15 protein-coding genes and 1 tRNA gene are annotated in these 22,346 nt (G+C 56.9%); 15 read left to right on the top strand and 1 reads right to left on the bottom strand.

Annotation, left to right across the window (positions count from 1 at the left end):
- Window positions 1-59 precede the first annotated feature (59 nt).
- On the top strand, window positions 60-1,136 hold the full coding sequence (mltC, locus tag WCL58_RS12410; RefSeq protein WP_004937402.1) for a membrane-bound lytic murein transglycosylase MltC: 1,077 nt from the start codon (window positions 60-62) through the stop codon (window positions 1,134-1,136).
- A 50-nt stretch (window positions 1,137-1,186) separates the two neighbouring features.
- On the opposite strand, the gene speF is transcribed toward mltC, so the two are convergent.
- Window positions 1,187-3,352 carry an ornithine decarboxylase SpeF gene (speF, locus tag WCL58_RS12405; RefSeq protein ID WP_048234788.1) on the bottom strand — a complete coding sequence of 722 codons (2,166 nt, stop codon included), beginning with the start codon at window positions 3,350-3,352 and terminating at the stop codon, window positions 1,187-1,189.
- 704 nt (window positions 3,353-4,056) lie between these two features.
- Here speF and WCL58_RS12400 point away from each other — a divergent pair.
- From WCL58_RS12400 to WCL58_RS12335, 14 genes are all read left to right on the top strand, one after another.
- Window positions 4,057-4,132 (top strand) — tRNA-Phe (locus WCL58_RS12400).
- Window positions 4,133-5,904: 1,772 nt separating this feature from the next.
- Entirely contained in the window at window positions 5,905-7,200 is a 1,296-nt protein-coding gene (locus tag WCL58_RS12395; protein WP_142110513.1) for a lysine N(6)-hydroxylase/L-ornithine N(5)-oxygenase family protein, read from the top strand.
- A gap of 50 nt (window positions 7,201-7,250) precedes the next feature.
- Window positions 7,251-8,135 (top strand): ATP-grasp fold amidoligase family protein, encoded by an 885-nt coding sequence (locus tag WCL58_RS12390; RefSeq protein ID WP_336851220.1) that lies wholly within the window; start codon window positions 7,251-7,253, stop codon window positions 8,133-8,135.
- A 625-nt stretch (window positions 8,136-8,760) separates the two neighbouring features.
- Window positions 8,761-9,675: an alpha/beta hydrolase gene (locus WCL58_RS12385; protein WP_084827921.1), complete on the top strand. Its 915-nt coding sequence runs from the start codon at window positions 8,761-8,763 to the stop codon at window positions 9,673-9,675.
- Between the two features lie 427 nt (window positions 9,676-10,102).
- Window positions 10,103-10,513, top strand: a complete 411-nt coding sequence (locus WCL58_RS12380) for a GNAT family N-acetyltransferase (RefSeq protein WP_100395904.1) — start codon at window positions 10,103-10,105, stop codon at window positions 10,511-10,513.
- Between the two features lie 27 nt (window positions 10,514-10,540).
- Entirely contained in the window at window positions 10,541-11,230 is a 690-nt protein-coding gene (locus WCL58_RS12375) for a helix-turn-helix transcriptional regulator (RefSeq protein WP_033636032.1), read from the top strand.
- Window positions 11,231-11,250: 20 nt separating this feature from the next.
- On the top strand, window positions 11,251-12,552 hold the full coding sequence (locus WCL58_RS12370) for a cytosine permease (protein WP_047730842.1): 1,302 nt from the start codon (window positions 11,251-11,253) through the stop codon (window positions 12,550-12,552).
- Between the two features lie 529 nt (window positions 12,553-13,081).
- Entirely contained in the window at window positions 13,082-13,696 is a 615-nt protein-coding gene (locus WCL58_RS12365; protein ID WP_004937341.1) for a helix-turn-helix domain-containing protein, read from the top strand.
- The gene (locus WCL58_RS12360; protein ID WP_019453032.1) at window positions 13,697-14,593 is read left to right on the top strand and encodes a queuosine precursor transporter; all 897 of its coding nucleotides are present in this window, start codon (window positions 13,697-13,699) and stop codon (window positions 14,591-14,593) included.
- Window positions 14,571-15,410, top strand: coding sequence for an NADPH-dependent 7-cyano-7-deazaguanine reductase QueF (gene queF / locus WCL58_RS12355; protein WP_336851247.1), 840 nt, complete (start codon window positions 14,571-14,573; stop codon window positions 15,408-15,410). Before WCL58_RS12360 ends, queF begins: the two co-directional genes overlap by 23 nt.
- Before the next feature lie 124 nt (window positions 15,411-15,534).
- Window positions 15,535-17,682 (top strand): phosphocholine-specific phospholipase C, encoded by a 2,148-nt coding sequence (locus tag WCL58_RS12350; protein WP_336851218.1) that lies wholly within the window; start codon window positions 15,535-15,537, stop codon window positions 17,680-17,682.
- 86 nt (window positions 17,683-17,768) lie between these two features.
- Window positions 17,769-18,905, top strand: coding sequence for an ABC transporter substrate-binding protein (locus WCL58_RS12345; protein ID WP_336851216.1), 1,137 nt, complete (start codon window positions 17,769-17,771; stop codon window positions 18,903-18,905).
- A gap of 160 nt (window positions 18,906-19,065) precedes the next feature.
- Window positions 19,066-21,189 carry a TonB-dependent receptor family protein gene (locus WCL58_RS12340; RefSeq protein ID WP_141960270.1) on the top strand — a complete coding sequence of 708 codons (2,124 nt, stop codon included), beginning with the start codon at window positions 19,066-19,068 and terminating at the stop codon, window positions 21,187-21,189.
- Between the two features lie 196 nt (window positions 21,190-21,385).
- On the top strand, window positions 21,386-22,312 hold the full coding sequence (locus WCL58_RS12335; RefSeq protein ID WP_100395901.1) for an aminoimidazole riboside kinase: 927 nt from the start codon (window positions 21,386-21,388) through the stop codon (window positions 22,310-22,312).
- The last annotated feature ends 34 nt before the right edge of the window (window positions 22,313-22,346 follow it).

Genomic DNA, 22,346 nt, shown 5'->3' with positions numbered 1-22,346 from the left:
GTTGGGGCCAGGCGCTGGCCCGCTTCAATCCTCTTATACTTCTTCCAAACGGCTTTAAGATGAAGAAAATTTTAGCTTTGCTCGTAATAGCGCCTTTGCTGATCTCCTGTTCCGGCAAAAAAAGTGAAGAAATCAACGAAGCCTGGATTAAAGATACCAACGGCTTCGACATTCTGATGGGCCAATTCGCCCACAACATCGAGAACATCTGGGGTCTGAACGAAGTTCTGATCGCCGGGCCGAAAGACTACGTCAAATATACCGACCAGTACCAAACCCGCAGCCACATCAACTTCGACACCGGCGCCATTACCATCGAGACCATCGCCACCACCGATCCGGCCGCGCACCTGCGCCAGGCGATCATCAGCACGCTGCTGATGGGTGACGATCCGGGGTCCATCGATCTCTATTCCGACGCCAACGATATCCAGATCAGCAAAGAACCGTTCCTGTACGGCCAGGTGCTGGATAACAAGGGCGCGCCGATCCGCTGGGAATGGCGCGCGGCGCACTTCGCCGATTACCTGCTGCAGACCAAGCTGCAAAAACGCACCTCCGGCCTGCACGTGATCTACTCGGTCACCATCCAGCTGGTGCCGAACCACCTGGACAAACGTGCGCACAAATACCTGCCGATGGTGCGCAAGGCGTCGGAAAAATACGGCGTGGACGAGTCGCTGATCCTGGCGATCATGCAGACCGAATCGAGCTTCAACCCGTATGCGGTGAGCGGTTCGGACGCGCTGGGCCTGATGCAGGTGGTGCAGCACACCGCCGGTAAGGATGTGTTCCAGATGCGCGGCAAATGGGGCACCCCGAGCCGCAGCTACCTGTTCGATCCGGAGAACAACATCGACACCGGCACCGCCTACCTGGCGATCCTGCAGAACAACTACCTGGGCGGCATTCAGAACCCGACCTCGCGCCGCTACGCGGTGATCACCGCCTACAACGGCGGCGCAGGCAGCGTGCTGCGGGTGTTCTCCAGCGACAGAACGCGCGCGGTGGGCATCATCAACGGCATGCAGCCGGGCGACGTGTACCAGACGCTGACCACCAAGCACCCGGCCGCCGAGTCGCGCCGCTATCTGGTGAAAGTGAATACCGCGCAGAAGAGCTACCGCAGAAAATAACGCGTTCCGCGTGGATAAATGAGAAGGGCCGGTGCGAACCGGCCCTTTTTCTATGGCTTGATCATATAGCCGAAGATGCGCTTCCAGCCGTGATCTTTTTTCTCGATGTAGACCCCCTGCAGCTCCGGCGAGAAGCCCGGCAGGCGGTTGATGCCCTCTTCCAGCGCCAGGAAGTAACGCTGCACCGCGCCGCCCCACACTTCGCCCGGCACCACGCACAGCACGCCCGGTGGGTACGGCAAGGCCCCTTCCGCCGCGATGCGCCCTTCCGCCTGGCCGATCGGCACCAGCTCGACGTTATCGCGGATAAACTCCACGTTGGCGTCCTGCGGGTTCATCACCACCGGCGGGAAATGATCCTGGCGGAACATCTCCTTTTGCAGCTGTTTGACGTCGAAGCTGACGTACAGATCGTGCATCTCCTGGCACAGCCGGCGAATGCTGTAGCCACGGTAGCGCTGCTCGTTCTTGCGGTACACCGTCGGCAGCACCACGCTCAGCGGCGCGTCTTCTGCAACATAGCGCTCGAACTGCGCCAGCATCTCCACCAGGTGCTCCATCTTGGCCGGGTTTTCCGCCGGGGTCAGCAGGAACAGGATCGAGTTGAGATCGCACTTCTCCGGCACGATACCGTTCTCGCGCAGGAAGTTGGCCAGAATGGTGGCCGGCACGCCGAACTCGGTGTATTGGCCGGTCGCGGCGTCGATGCCCGGCGTGGTCAGCAGCAGCTTGCACGGATCCACCAAATACTGATCCTGGGCATAGCCTTCGAAGCCGTGCCACGTTTCCCCCGGCACGAAGGTGAAGAAGCGCGCGTCGTTGGCGATAAGGTCAGTATCGTGATCCTGCCAGTCTTTGCCCGCCACCTGCTGCGGAATAAACGGTTTCAGCTGCGAGCAGCGCTTGAGCAGCTGTTTACGGGTCTCGATGCCCAGCTTGACGCAGTCCATCCACATGCGGCGCCCGGCGGGGCCGGCGTGCATCTTGGCGTTGACGTCCAGCGCGGCGAACAGCGGATAGAACGGGCTGGTCGACGCATGCAGCATGAACGCGTTGTTCAGGTGCTTGTGGTTGCAGTGGCGCTTTTGCCCTTTGATGTGGTCGTCTTTCTTGTGGATCTGCGAGGTCTGCGAGAACCCCGCCTGCTGTTTATGCACCGACTGGGTGACGAAAATGCCCGGATCGTGCTCGTCCAGCTCCAGCAGCAGCGGCGAACACTCTTTCAGCATCGGAATAAAGCCTTCGTAGCCCACCCAGGCGGAGTCGAACAGGATGTAGTCGCACAGGTGGCCGATGGTGTCGATCACCTGGCGAGCGTTGTAAATCGTGCCGTCGTAGGTGCCGAGCTGAATAATCGCCAGCCGGAACGGCCGCGCCGCCGCGGCCTTCTCAGGCGCCACCTCGCGGATCTGCTCACGCAGGTAGCGTTCGTCGAAGCAGTGCGCATCGATGCCGCCGATAAAGCCGAACGGGTTACGGGCGGTTTCCAGATAGACCGGCGTGGCCCCGGCCTGGATCAGCGCCCCGTGGTGGTTGGATTTATGGTTGTTGCGATCGAACAACACCAGATCGCCACGGGTCAGCAGCGCGTTGGTCACCACCTTGTTGGCCGCCGAGGTGCCGTTGAGCACGAAGTAGGTTTTATCGGCGTTGAACACCCGCGCCGCGTGCTTTTGCGCATCCTTGGCCGACCCTTCGTGGATCAGCAGATCGCCCAGCTTGACGTCGGCGTTGCACATATCGGAACGGAACAGGGTCTCACCGTAGAAATCGAAGAACTGCCGGCCGGCCGGGTGCTTGCGGAAGAACTCGCCGCCCTGATGCCCCGGGCAGGCGAAGGTCGAGTTTTCCATCTCGACGTAGGTCTTCAGCGTTTTGAAGAACGGCGGCAGCAGCGCCTGCTCGTAGGCGTCGGCGGCGGCCTCCAGCTGCGCCATGTAGAACGGCTTGCTGGCGCCGGCCAGCAGCGCGAAAACCCCACTGACGAACGGCAGATAGTCCGGCGAGAGATGCTCATCCCCTTCCACCGCCACGAAGGTTGGAATGTCGAACCCCGTCGCCTGCAAGCGCGCCAGAATGCCGGCGTTCACGTCGGCGACCGACACCACCACCGCCGCCACGTCGGTGTAGTCCGTCTGCTCTACGCGCACGATTTGGCGCAGCGTCTCAATGGTGGCGACCAGGCTGGCGCTGGTCGCGATTTTCAATTCTTTCATCATGCTGACTCTCAAACGGTGAAGGATGAGGGTGTGCCACCGGCACGGTAATGAGATAACGCGGTTATCCCGGTAAAGCGATACCCGGGCACGGCAGCATAAGCGGCGTGCGTGACCGGCTCATGATCGGAGATCATCAGGCGGCTATCGGGGGAACTGGTCTTGGCAGCGTCCGACAGGCATCAGTAAAATCAGGGCCATAGCGCTGGCTTTACGCATGCCTAACAGCGAGCATCAGGCGGCCTTACCGCATGGCCGGCAGGCGTATTCGGGCGGATGACGTGCAAAGGAGACAACGGCGGAACGGTGGCGGCGTCAGATGTCTGGTGCGCAGCAGCGCTTGAGCAACAAAACCAGTCATGCCAATAACCCTCTGGCTTATAAGAAGCGGGAACACCGTCAGGGAACGGAGAGTGCTAAAATTTGCGCAATGATTGCATGATTCGTTGCGGGGTTCAAGCAAGAATCGCCTTGGTTTAACGCGCATTGATTTTAAAATAACGCATTGTTATTCAATTAAAAAATCATAAAAATTCATCTTAACGACGGTATAAATACACGTTTTATATGCATATTTATTGAATGACGATACCCTCCCATTCCCCACTCCGCCAGGTTCGCTGCCTGAAAATAGAGCAACCGATCGGCTTTGTGACAGAAAGCGATTGACGCCACCCGGCCAATACGGTTTAATGCGCCCCGTTGCCCGGATAGCTCAGTCGGTAGAGCAGGGGATTGAAAATCCCCGTGTCCTTGGTTCGATTCCGAGTCCGGGCACCATATTTAGAGAACCCAGCCTATGGCTGGGTTTTTCGCTTTCTGGAGTACGGACTCTCCATCGAACTACGTTCGATTATTCGGCCCAAAGTCCTCACCCTGCGGGCCAGCGCTAAAGCGCTGTTCAACGCGGCGCAGGCGCCGGTTGTCCGAGTCCGGGCACCCTATTTAGAAGAACCCGCCTATGGCTGGGTTTTTGCTTTCTGAGATACGGACTCTCCATCGAACTACGTTCGATTATTCGGCCCAAAGTCCTCACCCTGCGGGCCAGCGCTAAAGCGCTGTTCAACCCAGCGCAGGCGCCGGTTGTCCGAGTCCGGGCACCCTATTTAGAAGAACCCGCCTATGGCGGGTTTTTCGTTTTAGGATTCACGCTACCTGACCGTACAGGTTCTGATCGATAAAACGACGTTTACATTATTAGAATATTTTTCAGCCGGTAAACAGCGTGCAAAATTTTAGCTATCTCTGCAAAGCCGGCGGCCAAAAACTGGAATATTCCAGCATTACTTTGGACAATGCATTGCCCTGCTCAGGGCAAATTTGTCGGCGTCGGGTGCTATATTAATGACACCCTTCTGACCAGAAGGGTGTTAACGAAATGCCGCGGGGAAGTCAATCAGGGCAATAAAATTAATTATTTGCAGATAAGTTTACATGCTAATAATAAAAAACAAATCCAATTACATTATCGTGTATCTCGTAATAATGAAGGGATTATGGCATTTCCTAGATTGCATGAAATTTTAGCGCTGGCAGTATAGCACGAGTTTCGATGTAATTATGCTGCGCGAGGTGTTGAATGAGACGCTGATCCTCGCCAGATCTCTGTCACCACCATAAGCATTTCGGCTTTCAAAAAAGCTATCCTATTCATTCCTGTGATTCGGCAACTGTTTCGCCCTGGCTGAAGAGTAAAATTTTTCCAAACTAACTGAGGTATTTTTTTTGTCGCGGCCGGCTAACGTGCACCAAAATGATTGCCAGATAGAGCTTGCTCACTTCGCCGTCGTGGCCAGAATCTTTCGCTCCCAGTTCAAAAAATCTTCTTTTCCTGACAAACCTCGTCCCGCGCAAGTTCAACAAACGGTAAACCAGATAGTTAACGCAAACAATTCGCGGGCATCGGTTTATGCCATTGGGGGTAAAATCTCACGGTGATGAACGGTAACAACAATGGGGAACCGTGCGGTCGCCCCGAAAGACAGGTTTAACCACCCCAGAAAAACCCAGGTAACCAATTGAATAAATTGACAAAAAACAATCTAATCAACCAATTTCATAATTTCACTTCCGATTTCATCTTTGCAAAAAGCGCCCGGCTTTTAATATCACGTTATTTCACCTTCTCAGCGCCTATTTTAGGGTTATTCTAAGCAACGAACACCCGATCCCGGAAATGCAAAACGAACGCCGGCTGGCACATACGCCAGAAAATCAGATGAGAACCCATACGATGGGTAGCCGCTTCAGGCGATCGTTTTCATGGCGTCGAGACTCAGGGATATCGGATTTTTACTTAGGAATAATCTTTAAAACCACATGCAAGCTTTCATAGGGATTTTCATGGAAAGAAATACGCCCGTAGCCTTTACCTGATGCGCTACCTAATTCTAAACGGGCATTTAAAAATTCGGTATTTCTGGCCCGTACACATTTTAATTAAATTTAATTCGTGAAGCTTACTTATAAGAAAAAGGCAGCCTGGTTGCTATAAGCGACCCTATCTGCAGCCGTATTTCTGGGTATTATTCTCATTATACTGGAGCTTATTAATGAATCAGCGTTTGGATATCATCGGCATTGGCCTTGGCCCGTCGAATCTTAGCCTGGCGGCCTTAGGAAGTGAAATAGAGGGGTTTACGGGGCAATTCCTGGAGCGCAAACCTCATTTCTCCTGGCACCCAGGGATGATCCTGGCGGATTGCAGCATGCAGACCAACTTTTTAAAAGACCTGGTGAGCGCAGTTGCCCCCACCAATCGCTACAGCTTTCTCAACTATCTGGTAAAAAACAGAAAGTTCTATCGTTTTCTGACGACGGAACAGCGCACCGCATCGCGTGAAGAGTTCGCCGATTACCTCACCTGGGCCGCCGGCGGGATGGACTCGTTGGCGTTTAACCAAGACGTTCAGCGGATCGAGTTCGACGATCGGCAGCGCCAGTTCGTGGTGACCACCTCGAATAAGGTCTTTCACGCCAAACACGTCAGCATTGGTATAGGCAAGAAAATAAAGTTGCCGGATTGCGTGACGGCGCAAAGCGATCGCTGTTTCCACGCCAGTGAAATGATGCTGCGCAACCCCGATTTGACCGGCAAACGCGTGGCGATCGTCGGCGGCGGCCAGAGCGGCGCCGATCTGTTCCTGAATATTTTTAAAGGGGAATGGGGCCAGCCGGAACAGCTCGACTGGATATCGCGCCGCAACAATTACAATGCGCTCGATGAAGCGGCCTTTGCCAACGAATACTTCACGCCCGATTACGTCGAGAGCTTTTACTCGCTGGATAGCGCGGCCAAGCGGCATATGCTGGCCGAACAGAAGATGACCTCAGACGGCATCACCAGTGAATCGCTGCTGGCGATTTATCGCGCCATGTACCACCGCTTCGATGTCCTGCGCGAGAAATTATGGGTGCGCCTGCTGCCCAGCCGTTCGCTGACGGCCGTGAAACACACGCTGGATAACGCCTACCAACTCGAAACGCGTCATCATCTCGATCACGGTGAGGAAGCCTTCAAGGCGGACGTGGTGATCTTTGCCACCGGTTATCAGACGGCCACGCCAGAGTTCCTTGAACCTTTGGCCCACCGCCTGTTGACCACTACGGATGGCGAATACCGCATCGCCCCAGACTTTACCTTTGAGTGGGAAGGCCCGGCGGAGAACTGCTTATTCGCCATGAACGCCAGTATGCACAATCACGGCATCGCCGATCCGCAGTTGAGCCTGATGGCGTGGCGATCGGCCCGGATTCTTAATCGGGCGTTAGACCGCAAGCCATTTGATCTGGGAACCACGCCGACGGCCATTCAATGGCGCAGTGAAAGCGTGCCACACGCGTTTTAAATACAAGAACGTCTTAATCATTGTCACTACGCTTTGATGGAATTACGGATATGAAAAGACAAGTCATTAAATTTATTACGAAGCAGCTGGCCGTATTGGCTCCCGAATTCAAGGCCAGATTGCTCTACAAAAAAGCATTTGGCAAACCGTTAAACTTGCAGGCGCCGTCCACCTGGAATGAAAAGATCAATCACCTGAAGTTGAATGGCTATAGTCACAATGCGTTGGTGAAGCAGTGTGCAGATAAATACGCGGTAAGACAGTACATCAAAGATCAAGGGTGCGAAGAGATCCTTAATGAATTGTACTTTGCCTGCGATTCAGTAAACGATATTCCGTGGGACGCATTACCGGATAAGTTTGTGATCAAAGGGAATCACGGTTCCGGGTATAACCTGATTTGCCAGAATAAAAAATTGCTGAATATCAAGAGCGCCAAAAAATTGATCGATGGCTGGATGAAAGACGATTATTGGAAAACCTATGTAGAGCTCAACTACAAAGGGATACAAAAAAAGATCATTGGGGAAAAATATATCGAATCGGCCAATGGTCACGGGCCTGAAGACTATAAAATCTATTGCTTCCGCGGTGTGCCTTACTGCACGTTGCTGTGTGTCGGCAGAGATAGCGGGTCGCCGAAGTATTACTTCTTTGACAAAGATTTCAAGTTTCTGTGCTACAGCGATGACTGCCTGGCCTTGAGCCAGGAAGAAATAGACGCCTTCGTGAAGCCAGAAGGCTACGATGAGCTGTTTGAGTACGCTTCACGCTTGTCCGCACCCTTCGAGTTTGTTCGCGTTGATTTCTACATCTCCAAAGGCCAGATCATTTTCGGCGAATTGACCTTTACCCCCTCCGCCGGGCTGGATACGGATATCCTGCCGCCAACCGATGTTTTGCTTGGCGAGATGTTGACGTTGCAACAGCACTGATTTTCACCTGGCCCCACGGTGAAGCTCGGCCACGCCTGAGCAGAAATACCGGCCGGCACGTTTGCCGCCTGCCGGTCGGTATTGCCTTGAGGGTTATCGGGCCGAGGCTCTCGCCCGTTCTTCCGCCGTGACGGCAACATCTCCGCCTCCCGCCCTTGGCTATCCGCACCAGCCCCAAGGGCAATACCTCAGCCAGGCTGCATAACCATTTGAAAAACAATGGTATTGAGCGATTAATAAGAATCACTTACATATTTATAATAAAATGTTCTATATGTATAGGAAGCTATAATATAAGATACCGGAAAGTTTCCCTGGTGTTGTTGTGTGTCTTTGCCCTATTTTATAGGGCTTTTTTTGCTAAACAACGTTGATAACCGTGTGTTTTCACCCTTCTTCGCCGTTTGCTCACCCACAAAAATCATAACCATTTCTAATTAATTGTAATCCTTGTTATTCCTGACTTATCAATAATAACAAGGGGTTGCTATTAACCCGGCAAAGCAACTGGCGGCCCTCTGTGGGCTGCGGCCGCACTTCGCCGTCGGAATGCCCGCCCTAAAGGTAGGTTTTGCCGGCCCCGAACGGATGCTACTATCGGCTTTTTACAAGGATGTTGATCCGCATGTTCTTGTCCAACCGGCGTTTTATCTCCGCGCTTCTGGCGCTCGCCATCGGCCTTTGGCTGCCGGGTTCCGTGCTGGCCAGGCCCGACCTGGAACGCAAGATCGGCACTACCGTTGCCGATAGCGATTCTGCAGATTACCGTTTCAGCGATCTGCGCTTCACCTCCGCCGACGGCCAACGGCATTACCGCGTTCGCATCGCCCAGCCGCGCCAGGCCCCTGCGCCTGACGGCTATCCAACGGTTTATTTCCTCGACGGCAATGCAGTGCTGATGGGATTGAATCCCGCCTTGCTGGCCAAATTGGCGGCGGCGAAGCGGCCACCGGTGCTGGTGATGATCGGCTATGACAACGATCTGCGCATCGATGCCGCCGGCCGCGCCTACGACTATACGCTCCCCCTGCCGGCGGGCCTGAAGCAACCGCCGCGGGGCGGCGGGGGCGCGGATGCGTTCCTGCAATTGATTGAAACTCGGATCAAACCGGCGATCGCCGCCAAACTGGCGGTCGATCCGCAGCGGCAAACGCTGTGGGGTCACTCCTATGGCGGGCTCTTCGTGCTGCACACATTGTTCACCCATCCCACCGCCTTCCAACGCTACATCGCCGTGGAACCCTCGCTGTGGTGGGGCAACGGCATGATCCTGCAAGAAGCGCAGCAGATGATGGCGCGACGCCCGGCGCCAGTGGCGAAGCTGCAACTGTGGGTTGGCCTGGCGGAACGCGATCGTGCGGCCCCGCCCGGCGTGAAGAGCCCCGCTCTGCCGGCGGACGCAACGCGTTTATTGGCCGAACACCTGGCGCAGCTCGACGGTCTCGCCGTCGGCTATCGGGAGTGGCCGGCCTTAGGACACGGCGCCATGCTGGATGCCGCCATCGAGCCGGCGCTGAGCAGCGTCATAACAGAGAACTAAATCAGCGGATCAGAAGGTATCGGCCACATTTTCATCTGCGGCGCATATCTTCTGATGAGAAGAGTGTTTAATATCTGAGACAGCGAGTGGCGGGCGCGGGTGGGCGCGTCAAAAAACAAAGTGGCTCCCCCGTCGGCAAGTGAGCTTGCTCTATCCGGTGGAGCCATACAGTACTGCAGTTTTCCCGGTGGGGCCCTGGTGAGGCGCAAGTAGGAAAAGATGGTGTAAGCAGGGCATTTCAGCGTTTTAATACCGCCTGTTTCACTATTTTCTTCTCCCTGTGACGCCTACTATAAGCGCCCCCTCACCCGGCGGAAAAGGGTGAAAACCACCCTTGAAATACATTAACGGAAGTGATATTAGAAGCGGTTGAGGCGAAAGTGCCTAGTTCAGTTTTGAATAATTAAATCAGGGAATTATATTAAAAATGAATATTAATATCACCGACAAACCCAACCCGCAGGATGAAGAGTTCGTTATCGACAGCCTCTGGGCTCACAACCATAAAACCCAGCCCGTAGACATTCACCCACTGTTTCTGACCGTCACCGACGACAACCAGCAGATCGTCGGCGGCCTCGTCGCACGTACCTGGTGGGGCGGCCTGGAAGTGCAGTATCTATGGGTCGGCGAGCGGTGTCGCAAGAGTGGTTACGGCCGCCAATTGATGCAACTGGCCGAAGAAGAAGCCCGCAAGCGCGGTTGCCATATGGCCTATGTCGATACCTTCGATTTCCAGGCCCGGGGCTTCTACGAAAAACTGGGCTACCGGGTCTACGGCGAGCTGGGCGACTACGCGCATCGCCACACCCGCCATTACCTGGCTAAAAGCCTGTAACGCGGCCTGAGCGGCGCAGAGGTAGGTATGGGTTCATCGCATAAAAATAATGAATCTTATTTTAAGGGCCTCATCACCATGATGGAGCACCTGAGCGAGCCCTGGGGCATCAAAGACCAGCTGTCCCGCCACCTTTATATGAATCGCGCCGCTTATCTCTATACCAATACGCCGCTGAATTTCGACGTCGCCGGCAAATATGACCACGAATTCCCCGCCGACTGGGCCGACTCCGCCGCCGACTTTATCGAGCATGACAAGATGACCGAAGCGGCGCGCGATCGGGTCACGGTCATAGAAACGCACTACTGGTACGGCAAAGACAGCCTGACGCCGTTTATCAGCGAAAAGCTGCCGGTGTACAACGATGACAAACAGGTGATTGGCGTGATCTGGAACGCCAAGCCGATGAACAGCCTGTCGCCGCTGAAATACATCAATCAGCAAAAGCCCAGCGTGTTGACCACCGAAGTCAATAACGAGCTGTTCACCCGTGCCGAACTCGATGTCATTTTTCTTATGCTTCAGCGATTTACGGTTAAAGAGATCGCAAAAATCTATAACGTCAGCAATAAGACCATCGAAAACCGCATTTATAACATTTACCAGAAGGCCAACGTGCATACTCAGCAGCAATTTGAGGAGTACTGCAAATACGCCAACCTGGATAACTACATTCCCGATCGCCTGATAACCAAAGGCATTCAGTTTATTTGAACCGCAAGGAAGATCTCACCGTGATAAAGATCGAAGATTATCCGCTCACCCGGGTGCCGCAGGATAAAAGAGTTTCGTTTTTAAGCGTGGCCATCGTGCATATGGGCATGTTGACCGCGCTGGACCAGTTCATGCTCGGCGCCGTACTCGGCAACTCCATGACGCTGATTGACGCCTTCACCGCCATTTTCGTCGGCAGCCTGATCTTCGGCGTGGTGACCTACGGCCTGGGGCTGGCGGGCATGCGCGAAGGGATTTCCGGCAGCCTGCTGGCGCGCTGGTGCGGCTTCGGCCGTCTGGGGTCGGTGCTGATCGGCGTGGTGGTGGCCGTCAGCCTGTTGGGTTGGTTCGGCATTCAGAACGCCATTTTCGCCAAGTCGCTCGACTTCGCGCTCGGCAATAAGCTGGGCTTCGGCCTGGCCGCCGGGCTCTCGGGCACGCTGTTGACCATCCTGGTGGCATTCGGCTTTAAGGCGCTGCGCATCGCCGCCCGTATCGCGGTGCCGATGTTCATCATGCTGGTGGCCTATATATCGGTGACCGCACTGACCGGGCATAACCTGCAGGAGATCATCCAGCTGGCGCCGCCGGGTGAACCGCTGACCATCAGCGCCGGCATCACCATCGTCGTCGGCGGCGCCATCGTGGCCAGCCTGATGACGCCCGACCTGACCCGTTACTCCAAAAACGGCAAGCACGTGCTCGGCGTCACGATCTTCACCATCATCGCCGGCGAGTTCGTGGTGAACGGTCTGGCAATCCTGATCGCCAAAACCCTTGGCACCGCCGATGTGGTCACCATCATGTCGCAAGCAGCCGGCGGCGCCGGTTTGCTGGTCGTGGTGTTCTCCACCCTACGCGTCAACGATCTCAACCTGTATTCCTCTTCGCTGGGCATCGTCAACGCGGTGGAAGGCATCACCGGCAAAAAGCTGAAGTACACCTACACCACTCTGGTGATCGGGATTCTGGGCACCACGCTGTCGGTGCTGGGCATTCTGGACCGCTTTGTCGACTTCCTGACGGTGCTTGGCGTAGTCTTCCCGCCGATTATCGGCATCATGCTGGTGGACTATTATCTGCTGCGCAGCCACCGCAAAATCCTGGACGAGAGCCGCCGCACGGGCCAGCTGCCAAACGAGACGCCAACCATCGGCTGGGCGGCGATCGTCGCCAGCATCGCCGGTGGCGCCGTTGGTCTGGCGACCGAATGGGGCGTACCGACCATCAACTCTCTGGTGGCCGCCAGCCTGCTGTATTGGGTGCTCAAACTGGCCTTCAGCCGGGCGCAAAAACCGCTGGCCTCACAGAAGTCGCTCTGATTTTCGCCCATGAGTTAATGCACTCCTCCGGTGACGGGGGAGTGTTTATGCTCAGGAAAGGTGGGCGTAACGGAAAAGAATGGGCCGATCGCGCGGACAAACGGCCATAGTGGTTAGGGTCCCTGGTGTCGGTAGCAAGCTATCTATTAGGCTCAGAGTGTGGCAGCGCCCCCTCTGAGTTTTTTATTATAAAATCGTTGGCTTCAGTGTTTTGATCATAAAGAAAAACTTCAGCTTGAATGAACAGTAGCTCATGAAATCGGCTTTGGTCAACATAAAAGTACACATAAAATTGGCTTTTGTGTTCACTTTTCCATAAGCAAAAGCTAATCAATTGATTTACACAGTTTTATCATCTTTGCAGGTCACCCCGATCGCCTGCGCTAATATCACTGCGCTAAACGGCTGACAAGAAACAATAATTACCACCAATAATCAGCCTGTTACCTCCCCCTCAGCGCCTTTTTATCTGGACAACGCCGACGCGTAAGATATAGTGAAGCCAGCGTAATGTTTGTAAGGACAGCCGATGAAAACCACCAACGCACAGCGCAAAATCAACATCATTAAAAATATTGAATATCTGATGCGTACCCGCGGTGAAACCAAGGCTTCCTTTTCCAACCGCAGCGGCCTGACGCGCACGACTCTCTACAAAATTCTTGACGGAAGAGTGAACAACGTTCAGCAATCCACCGTGAATCGGATTTCCGATTTCTTCGGGGTCTCCTGTGAAGAGATCGAAGACTACGATCTGGAAAAACTGGAGCTGCTCAACGAAACGCTGTCCACCGAGGGCAACAAGAACCCTTCCGCCATCCCGGTGATCCCGCAGTCGCGCTATCTGGCCGTCTCGCAGCGCAAGATCGGGCAGCTGGTCACCGAGTTTCCTCTGACTTATTTCTTCGGCGATGAGTCGAACATGTTGGCAATGAAAATAGAGACCGAAATTAAAGGGTCATTTATTCCCGGCGAAGTCATCATAATCAAACGCCCGCCGGTACTGATTTGCGATTCACCTTTGCTGTATCACTCGGGAAAAAGCGGCTTCTTTGTGGTTGACGACAAAGACAGCGAAAGCATGGATAAACGCCCTCAGGACACCGTGCAATTCCTGGGTTATATCGTTGGAGAAAGGTTATAAATGGAACCGAATCAGAAGTTCAAGCTGTTGGGCTTCACCCGACATGGCACCATCGCGGCCAATGTCATGGTATTGGCCACCGGCAAAACCATTACCATGGGGCTGAATGAGCTGGCCGACAGCGAAATATCAGAAGATCTGAGCCGGCACGAGCTGCAGGCGCTGTACCGCAAACTCTATGGCGACAACAAACAAAAAACCGCCTACGAGCTCAGCGATCGCCACGAACGCTCCTGGTACGCCTACCTGATTATTACCGTGGCGCTCAGCGTGATCTATATTTTCTCAACGCTGTGCGGCGTCAAGCCAATCCAAATCCCGGTGCTGAATCTCATCACGCCGCCGGCGATCTTCATCTACCCGCTCACGTTCATTCTGGTGGACATCCTCAACGAATTCTATGGATTACGGCTGGCCCGGCGCACGATTATCATCTCGTTTATAGCCAACCTGACCTTCGTCCTGGGGGTCTGGGTAACGACGCTGGTGCCGAGCATTCCGCAGTGGGAGTACAGCGAGACCTACAACGGCATCGTGCACAGCATCATGGCGGTGCTGGTGGCCTCGTCGGCGGCCTATCTGATCTCCGAGAACGTCAACTCCTACCTGCTTTGCAAAATCAAAGAGTTGACCAACTCCCGCTACCTGTTTGTGCGCGTGATCACCAGTACCGTTGTGGCTTCCGCCATCGACAGCGTGGTGTTCTGTACGCTGGCGTTCTACAACGTGCTGAGCTGGGACATCATCAAAACCATGATCCTGTCGCAGTTCCTGATCAAGGTGGTTTACGCCCTGCTGGGCGTTGGGCCAATCTACGCCACCCGCAGTCTGTTTAACCGCTACATCAATACCGAACAAGCAAAGGGCAATGAATATGCATATCCAAAAGCAAGATAAGATCACCCATCTTGGCGCGAACTCCGATTATCCGGATCAATATGCTCCCGCATTGCTCGAAGCCTTGCCGCGTGCGCGCGGCCGCGATCTGATCGGCGTGGACGAGCGGCAGCTGCCGTTCAGCGGCTTTGATCTGTGGACCGCCTTCGAGCTGTCCTGGCTCAACGCCAAGGGCAAGCCGGTGGTCGGCATCGGCGAATTTACCTTCCCGCATTCCTCGTCGAACCTGATCGAGTCCAAATCGTTCAAGCTGTATCTCAACAGCTTCAACCAAACGCGCTTTGACAGCGTGGAACAGGTGAGCGCCGCCATGCAGAAAGATCTGTCGCAGGCGGCCAACGGCCAGGTCACCGCCAAGCTCTATCCGGGGCTGGAAGGTTACCCGGCGCAGATCGACTGCCTGCCGGGCATCAACATCGACGATCTGGATATCGCGGTCGACGACTTCGCCTTCAAACCGGAATACCTGAGCGGCGCGGCCGAGAGAGGGGAACCGGTGTCGGAGACGCTGTCTTCCAACCTGCTGAAATCCAACTGCCTGGTCACCAACCAGCCGGACTGGGGCAGCGTCGTGATCCGCTATGAAGGCCGCAAAATCGACCGCGAAAGCCTGCTGCGCTACCTGATCTCCTTCCGCCAGCACAACGAATTCCACGAGCAGTGCGTCGAGCGTATTTTCAACGACATCAAGCAAAGCTGCCGTCCGGAAAAACTCAGCGTGTTCGCGCGCTACACCCGCCGCGGCGGCCTGGATATCAACCCCTTCCGCAGCGATTTCGAAACGGCGCCGGCGCTCGGTCGCCTGATCAGACAGTAAGCGTTATCCCCGCAATGCTCCCGCCAGGGAGCATTGTTTCCCTCGCTTTCATCTCCCTGTTATTTTTCGCCATTATCGTCGTCAGCGGCTATCTTCAAAGCACACTGACGGAGATTAACGACGCATGCCTGACCTTTCACGCAGAGACATCCTGCGGGCTGCCGCCATCGGATCGGCGTTCTCGCTGTTGCCCGCCTCGATTCGCAAAGCGCTGGCCATTCCCGCCAACAACCGCACCGGCACCCTGCGCGACGTCGAACACGTGGTGATCCTGATGCAGGAGAACCGCTCTTTCGACCACTACTTCGGCACCCTGCCGGGCGTACGCGGCTTCAGCGATCGCTTTACCATTCCCTTGCCCGGCGATCGCCATGTCTGGCAACAGCAGGGCGCCGAGCGGCTGGTGCTGCCCTACCACCTGGACAGCAAACGCGGCAACGCCCAGCGCGTCACCGGCACGCCGCATTCGTGGGTGGATGAGCAAGCCGCCTGGGATCACGGCCGCATGAGCGCCTGGCCCACCTACAAAACGCCGGCTTCGATGGGCTACTACCGCCAGCATGAGCTGCCGTTCCAGTTCGCGCTGGCCAACGCCTTTACCCTGTGCGACGCCTATCACTGCGCTATTCACGCCGGCACCAACACCAACCGGCTGTTCCACTGGACCGGCACCAACGGCCCGTCCGCCGCCGACGTGGCGGTGGTGGTCAACGAATGGGACAGCCCCGGCCCGGCGGAGATCGGCTACCAGTGGACAACCTATCCGGAACGGCTGGAGGCGAGCGGCGTCAGCTGGAAGGTGTATCAATTCCTGCCGGACAACTTTACCGACAACCCGTTGGCGGGCTTCCGCCAGTACCGCGCCGCCAGCATTCAGGTGGGCAATCCGGCGCGGCCGCCGAAAGACTTCAACGCCTTCGTGCCCTATCGCGATGCGCTCAACGAGGCCGCACCGCTGTACAAAGGCAACGGCAACACCCTGCCGGCCGCCGACGGCAACGATCTGGACGCCATGCTGGCCGGGTTCCGCGCCGACATACAGCAGGGCAAACTGCCGCAGGTCAGCTGGATCATCGCGCCGGCGGCCTATTCGGAACACCCCGATCCCTCCAGCCCGGTACAGGGCGGCTGGTTCACCCAAGAGATCCTCAACGCGCTGACCGACAACCCGGAGGTGTGGAGTAAAACCGTCCTGCTGGTCAACTACGACGAAAACGACGGCTTTTTTGACCATATGCCTTCGCCTTCCGCGCCGTCGCTGCGCGAGGACGGCAGCTTCGCCGGTAAATCGACGGTGCCGTTCGACACCGAGATCTTCCAGCACGTGGCGCCGCCCGGTTCGCAGGATCAACCGCCGCCGGACGGCCGCATCTACGGCCCCGGCCCGCGGGTGCCGATGCTGGTGCTGTCGCCCTGGAGCCGCGGCGGCTGGGTCAATTCGCAGGTCTTCGATCACACCTCGGTGCTGCAATTCCTGGAAAAGCGCTTTCAGGTGCATGAACCCAACATCAGCGCCTGGCGCCGCGCCGTGTGCGGCGATCTCACCTCGGCGTTCAACTTTGTCGACCCTAACAGCGAAGCGCTGCCGAGCCTGCCCGTCACCAGCCGCCACGCCGCCGATGGCCTGCGCCAGCGCCAGGAACAGCTGCCGCAGGTACCGCTGCCATCGCCTGCCCACCAGCGTTTGCCCCACCAACGCCGCCTGGCGCGCCCTTCCCGCGCGCTGCCCTACCAGCTGCACGTCGAGGCCACCGTCGTGGCCGAACAGCGCCGCGTGACGCTGAACCTGTTCAATACCGGCGAGCAGGGAGCGGTGTTTCACGTCTACGATCGGCGAGATCTGGCGCAGATCCCGCGCCGTTTTACCGTCGAGGCGGGCAAGGCGGTCAGCGACGACTGGCAGACGGAGGATGAGTACCATCTGTGGCTGCTCGGCCCCAACGGCTTTCATCGTGAGCTGCGCGGTGCCCTGAACCGGCCGCAGCCGGAGGTGCGTTTGCGCCCGACGGGCCGCAGCCTGCAGCTGCAGCTGAACAATCCGGGCACCGAAGCGATAGCGGTTACCCTCGAACGCTGCCCCTATACGCAGCAGGGCCCGTGGCACATCACGCTGCCGGCAGGCGGCAGCCACCAGCAAAGCTTTGATGCCCACGCCAGCGGCGGTTGGTATGACCTTACGCTGCAAAGCCCGGGAGGTTGGCTACGCCGCCTGGCGGGCCGGTTGGAGGATGGCGAGCACAGCGTCAGCGACCCGCTGATGGGCCAGGAGTAACCGCTCGGCATCAAGGGAGTTCAAAAAGCGAAAGGATATCGCTTATCATTGCGTTCTCGTTCTTCGCCGATTACCCAAGGATCTTCATGCCCGCTGTTCTTATCGCTAAAGCCGGCCGCTGGTTGGCCGCCTGTGTGTTGCTGTTGGCTGGCGCCGCTCAAGCCGCGCCGATCGTCGTCACCGATGTCGCCGGCCGCCAGGTCACCCTGCCGCAACCGGCCAAACGCGTTATTCTGGCCGACGCTCGCGCGCTGCTGGCGCTGAATATTCTGCACCCGCAGCAGCCGCTGAAAAACATCATCGCCTGGGACAACTCGCTGAAGGTCAAAGCACCGGACCTGGTTGAAGCCTATGCGAAAAAATTTCCGCAGGTCATGCAAATCCCTACCTTCGACAATCCCTATACCAGTGATTTCAGCGTGGAAAGCGCGGTGGTGCGCCAACCGGATCTGATCATTTTCGACATCGGCCTGCTGAGCAAATTGAAAGACAGCGGCGTACTGACCCAGCTGGAAAAAGTTGGCATCCCGGTGGTGATCATCGATTTTCGCCAGCAGCCGCTGACCAATACCGTCGCCAGCATGACGCTGTTGGGTAAAGTGTTTGACGAGCAGCCCAACGCCGACGCCTTTATCCGTCTCTATCAGCAGCGCCTCGAACTGGTGCGGCAGCGGGTCGCTACGCTGAAGCCGGAGCAACGCCCCAGCGTCTTTATCGAGCGCAGCGCCGGCATCAAAGGCGAACAGTGCTGCAACACCTTCGGCAAAGGCAGCTTCGGGCAGTTCATCGATACCGCCGGCGGCAACAATATCGGCAGTAAGCTGTTTTCAGACATGGGCGGTGAAGCGAATGTCGAGCAGGTGATTAGCAGCAACCAGGATTTCTATCTGCTGACCGGCGCTGACTGGAGTCGCGGGCATCGTGGCACGCTGGCGGTGCCGCTGGGTTACACCACCGATATGGCCACCAGCCAAAAGAAACTGGCGCATCTGCTGGATCGCACCGGCATTAACGTGCTGAAAGCGGTGAAAGAAAAACGCGTGATGGCGATTTACCATCAATTTTACGACACGCCACTCAACTTTATCGCCGTCGAGGCGATTGCCAAATTCCTGCACCCGGCGCTGTTTAAAGATATTGATCCGCAAGCGGATATCGAAATGGTGCACCAGAAATTCACCGCGCTGGATTACAGCGGCGTCTTCTGGCTTACGCCACAATAACCCCCGCCAGGGCCCGCCAGCCGGGCCCTGTTTCCCGCATTCATTATTTAGTTACCCGCTTAACTATCCCGTAACAATTCTATTTACTTGCCAATAATTATCATTAAGATTGTCTTTTCTAAAAAAACACATCCGGGTCTGAAACTCTTAAGGCATTATTATGTCACCTCTTTTTCGGCTTTCACTGCTGACGGCTTCCATCGCCGTCGCGTTCCCTGTCCTTGCTACTGATAATTCATCTCAAAACGATACCGACACCGTGACCGTCGTCGGCAACTGGCTGGACAACCCTGATACCAGTTCGGTGCTGCTCAACCATCCGGGCGCGCGTTCCATCGTCACCCAGCAGCAGATGCACGAGCAAGGCGACCAGACCATCGCCGATAGCCTGCGCGGCGTGCCCGGCGTGCAGGTGCGCGACAGCAACGGCACCGGCGGCAGCGACATCTCGCTCAACGTCGGTGTGCGCGGCCTGACTTCGCGTCTTTCTCCACGCTCCACCATTCTGATGGACGGCGTCCCGCTGGCGGTCGCGCCTTACGGCCAGCCGCAGCTGTCGATGGCTCCGTTGTCTATCGGTAATCTGCAATCGGTGGACGTGGTGCGCGGCGGCGGCGCAGTCCGCTACGGGCCGCAGAACGTCGGCGGCGTGATCAACTTCGTTACCCGAGACATTCCCAAAACGTTTGGCGGCACCGCCAGCGTTCAAACCCAGGGCGCCAGCCACGGCGGCCTGAAGACCCTAACCAGCGCCTCCGTGGGCGGCACCGCAGACAACGGCTTCGGCGCCGAGCTGCTCTACTCCGGCCTGCACGGCCAGGGTTACCGCGACAACAACGACAACACCGACATCGACGATTTCATGCTGAAAACGCGTTATGCGTTTACCGATCGCGACGAACTGTTGGCCAATTTCCACTACTACGACGCCAAAGCCGGCATGCCGGGCGGGCTGAGCACCGCGCAGTACGCGCAGAACCCGTTCCAGTCCACGCGGCCGTGGGACCAGTTCGAAGGCCGCCGCAAGGATATGTCGTTCAAGTACAAACATCAGGAAGACGACAAGCAGTTCGAGGTGTTGACCTACTTCACCGACAGCTACCGCGGCAGCAACATCGAATCGGAAGGCACCGGCAAAAACGCGGGCCAGCGGCGCATGGTCTCCTATCCGCGTCACTATTCAACCTGGGCTATCGAACCAAGCTATTCGCAGGTCTTCCGCTTCTGGGATATGGCGCACGAGATCACCCTCGGTTACCGTTACCTGAATGAAACCATGGATGAAAAGGCGTCGCGTTCGGCCTGGTATAATCCGGCGAATATCGACTCGACGCCGGATACCCCGGACTATTACCAGCACACCTCCGGCGGCACCGCAGCCAACGCGTTCTATATCGACGACACCATCAACGTCGGCAACTGGACGATCACACCGGGCCTGCGTTATGAAAGCATTCGCACCCACGTGGACGATTCGTTCAACAACATCAGCCGCGAGAAAAGCTACAGCGAACCGCTGCCGTCCTTGAACGTGATGTACCACCTGTCCGACGCCTGGAAACTGTTCGCCAACGCCAACACATCGTTCGGCAGCATGCAGTATTTCCAACTGACCAAAGGCGGCAACGGCAACCAACCTGCGCCGGGGCTGACGGCGGAAAAAGCTCACACCTATGAATTCGGCACCCGCTACGACGATACCGTGGTCAAAGCCGAAGCCACGCTGTTCTACATCGACTTCGATAACCAGCTGCAGTACATCAGCAACGACGTGGGCTGGACCAATATGGGCGCCACCAAGCATAAAGGCATCGAGCTGGCGCTCAGCTACGATCTCAGCGAGCTGAACCGGGCGCTCGACGGTGCCAGCGTCTACACCAGCTATACCTACACCAAAGCCAGCACCGACAAGGGCGACTTCGCCGGTAAAGATCTGCCGTTCTACTCGCGCCAGGTATATACCGTCGGCACTCGCTACGCCACCGGCAGCTGGGTATGGAATCTGGACGGTTACGCACAGTCCAAACAGCATTCGCCGGGCACCGGGCCGGAGTACGTCACGCAGGAAAGCGCCGATGGTCAGTTCGGCGATATCGCCGGTTACATGGTGTGGAATATGCGCGGGGAATATAATTTCGGGCCGCAGCTATCAAACCTGACGCTGGGCGCCGGGGTGAAAAACCTGTTCGACCAGCGCTACTTCACCCGCTCCAACGACAATAACTTCGGCAAGTACGTCGGCGAACCGCGCACTTTCTTCGTGCAGGGATCGATCGCTTTCTGACGCGCCAGCGCCCACCACAGGCGCTTCGCTCATCAAACCGCCCGACCGAATCGCGGGCGGTTTTCCCGCATCTTGCCCATCCTGTTTTTGATCTTCCTCACTGACCAAGCAACTTGGAGCATTATTTCATTGCCTTGCTAAACCGGTTCTTCTATTTTAGCACCCCATCTGACAAGGACAAAAACAGGGATTAAGCATGATGAATCGCGTATGGGTACTGGGTGACGCCGTGATCGACCTGGTGCCGGAAAATGCCAACGGTTATCTCAAATGCCCCGGCGGCGCGCCGGCTAACGTGGCGGTGGGGATCGCCCGGCTTGGTGGCGACAGCGCCTTTATCGGGCGGGTGGGGCAAGACGGCTTCGGTGCCTTTCTGCAGCAGGTGCTGAGCGATGAAGGGGTGGATATCGGCCATATGCGGCCAGACCCCGAACACCACACCTCCACGGTCGTGGTGGATCTCGATCTGCAGGGTGAGCGCTCATTCACGTTTATGGTGCAGCCCAGTGCCGATCTGTTTTTGCAGCCTGACGATCTGCCGGATTTCCAACGGGGGGAATGGCTGCACCTCTGCTCCATCGCGCTCTCGCAGGAACCCAGCCGCAGCGCGGCCTTTGCCGCGATGGAACGCATCCGGGCGGCCGGTGGCCGGGTCAGTTTCGATCCCAACATCCGCGAAGAGGTCTGGCGCCAGCCGGAAGCGCTGCGCCCCTGCCTGCAAAAGGCGCTGCTGCTGGCGGACGTGGTGAAACTGTCGCGCGAAGAGCTGGCTTTCATCAGCCATCTTGACGATCTGGAGAACGCCATTCGCTGGATGATGCAAACCTATCCGCTGCGCCTGCTGCTGGTGACGCTGGGCGGCGACGGCGTCTATGTGCATGACGGCCAACGGCTGCGTCATTTCCGCGCGGCGCCTGTCGTTCCGGTCGATACCACCGGCGCCGGCGATGCCTTCGTCGCCGGGCTGTTAGCGGCGCTGGCACGCCTTCACGAATTGCCGCAGGAAGCGCAGTGGCCGGCGGTTATCGCCCAGGCGCAGGCCTGCGGCGCGCTGGCCACCACCGCCAAAGGGGCCATGACCGCCCTGCCCCACGCCGACGAGCTGGCGGCTTTCCTCCGTTGATCCTCTGCATCCACGGCGATCCTCAGGTTCGCCG

It is taken from the genome of Serratia sp. TMDUHS_CL, assembly GCF_037137105.1.
GTDB classification, from domain to species: Bacteria; Pseudomonadota; Gammaproteobacteria; order Enterobacterales; family Enterobacteriaceae; genus Serratia; species Serratia nevei.
The sequence above is the reverse complement of the archived record's forward strand: the minus strand, read 5'-3'. Positions and strand labels throughout refer to the sequence as shown.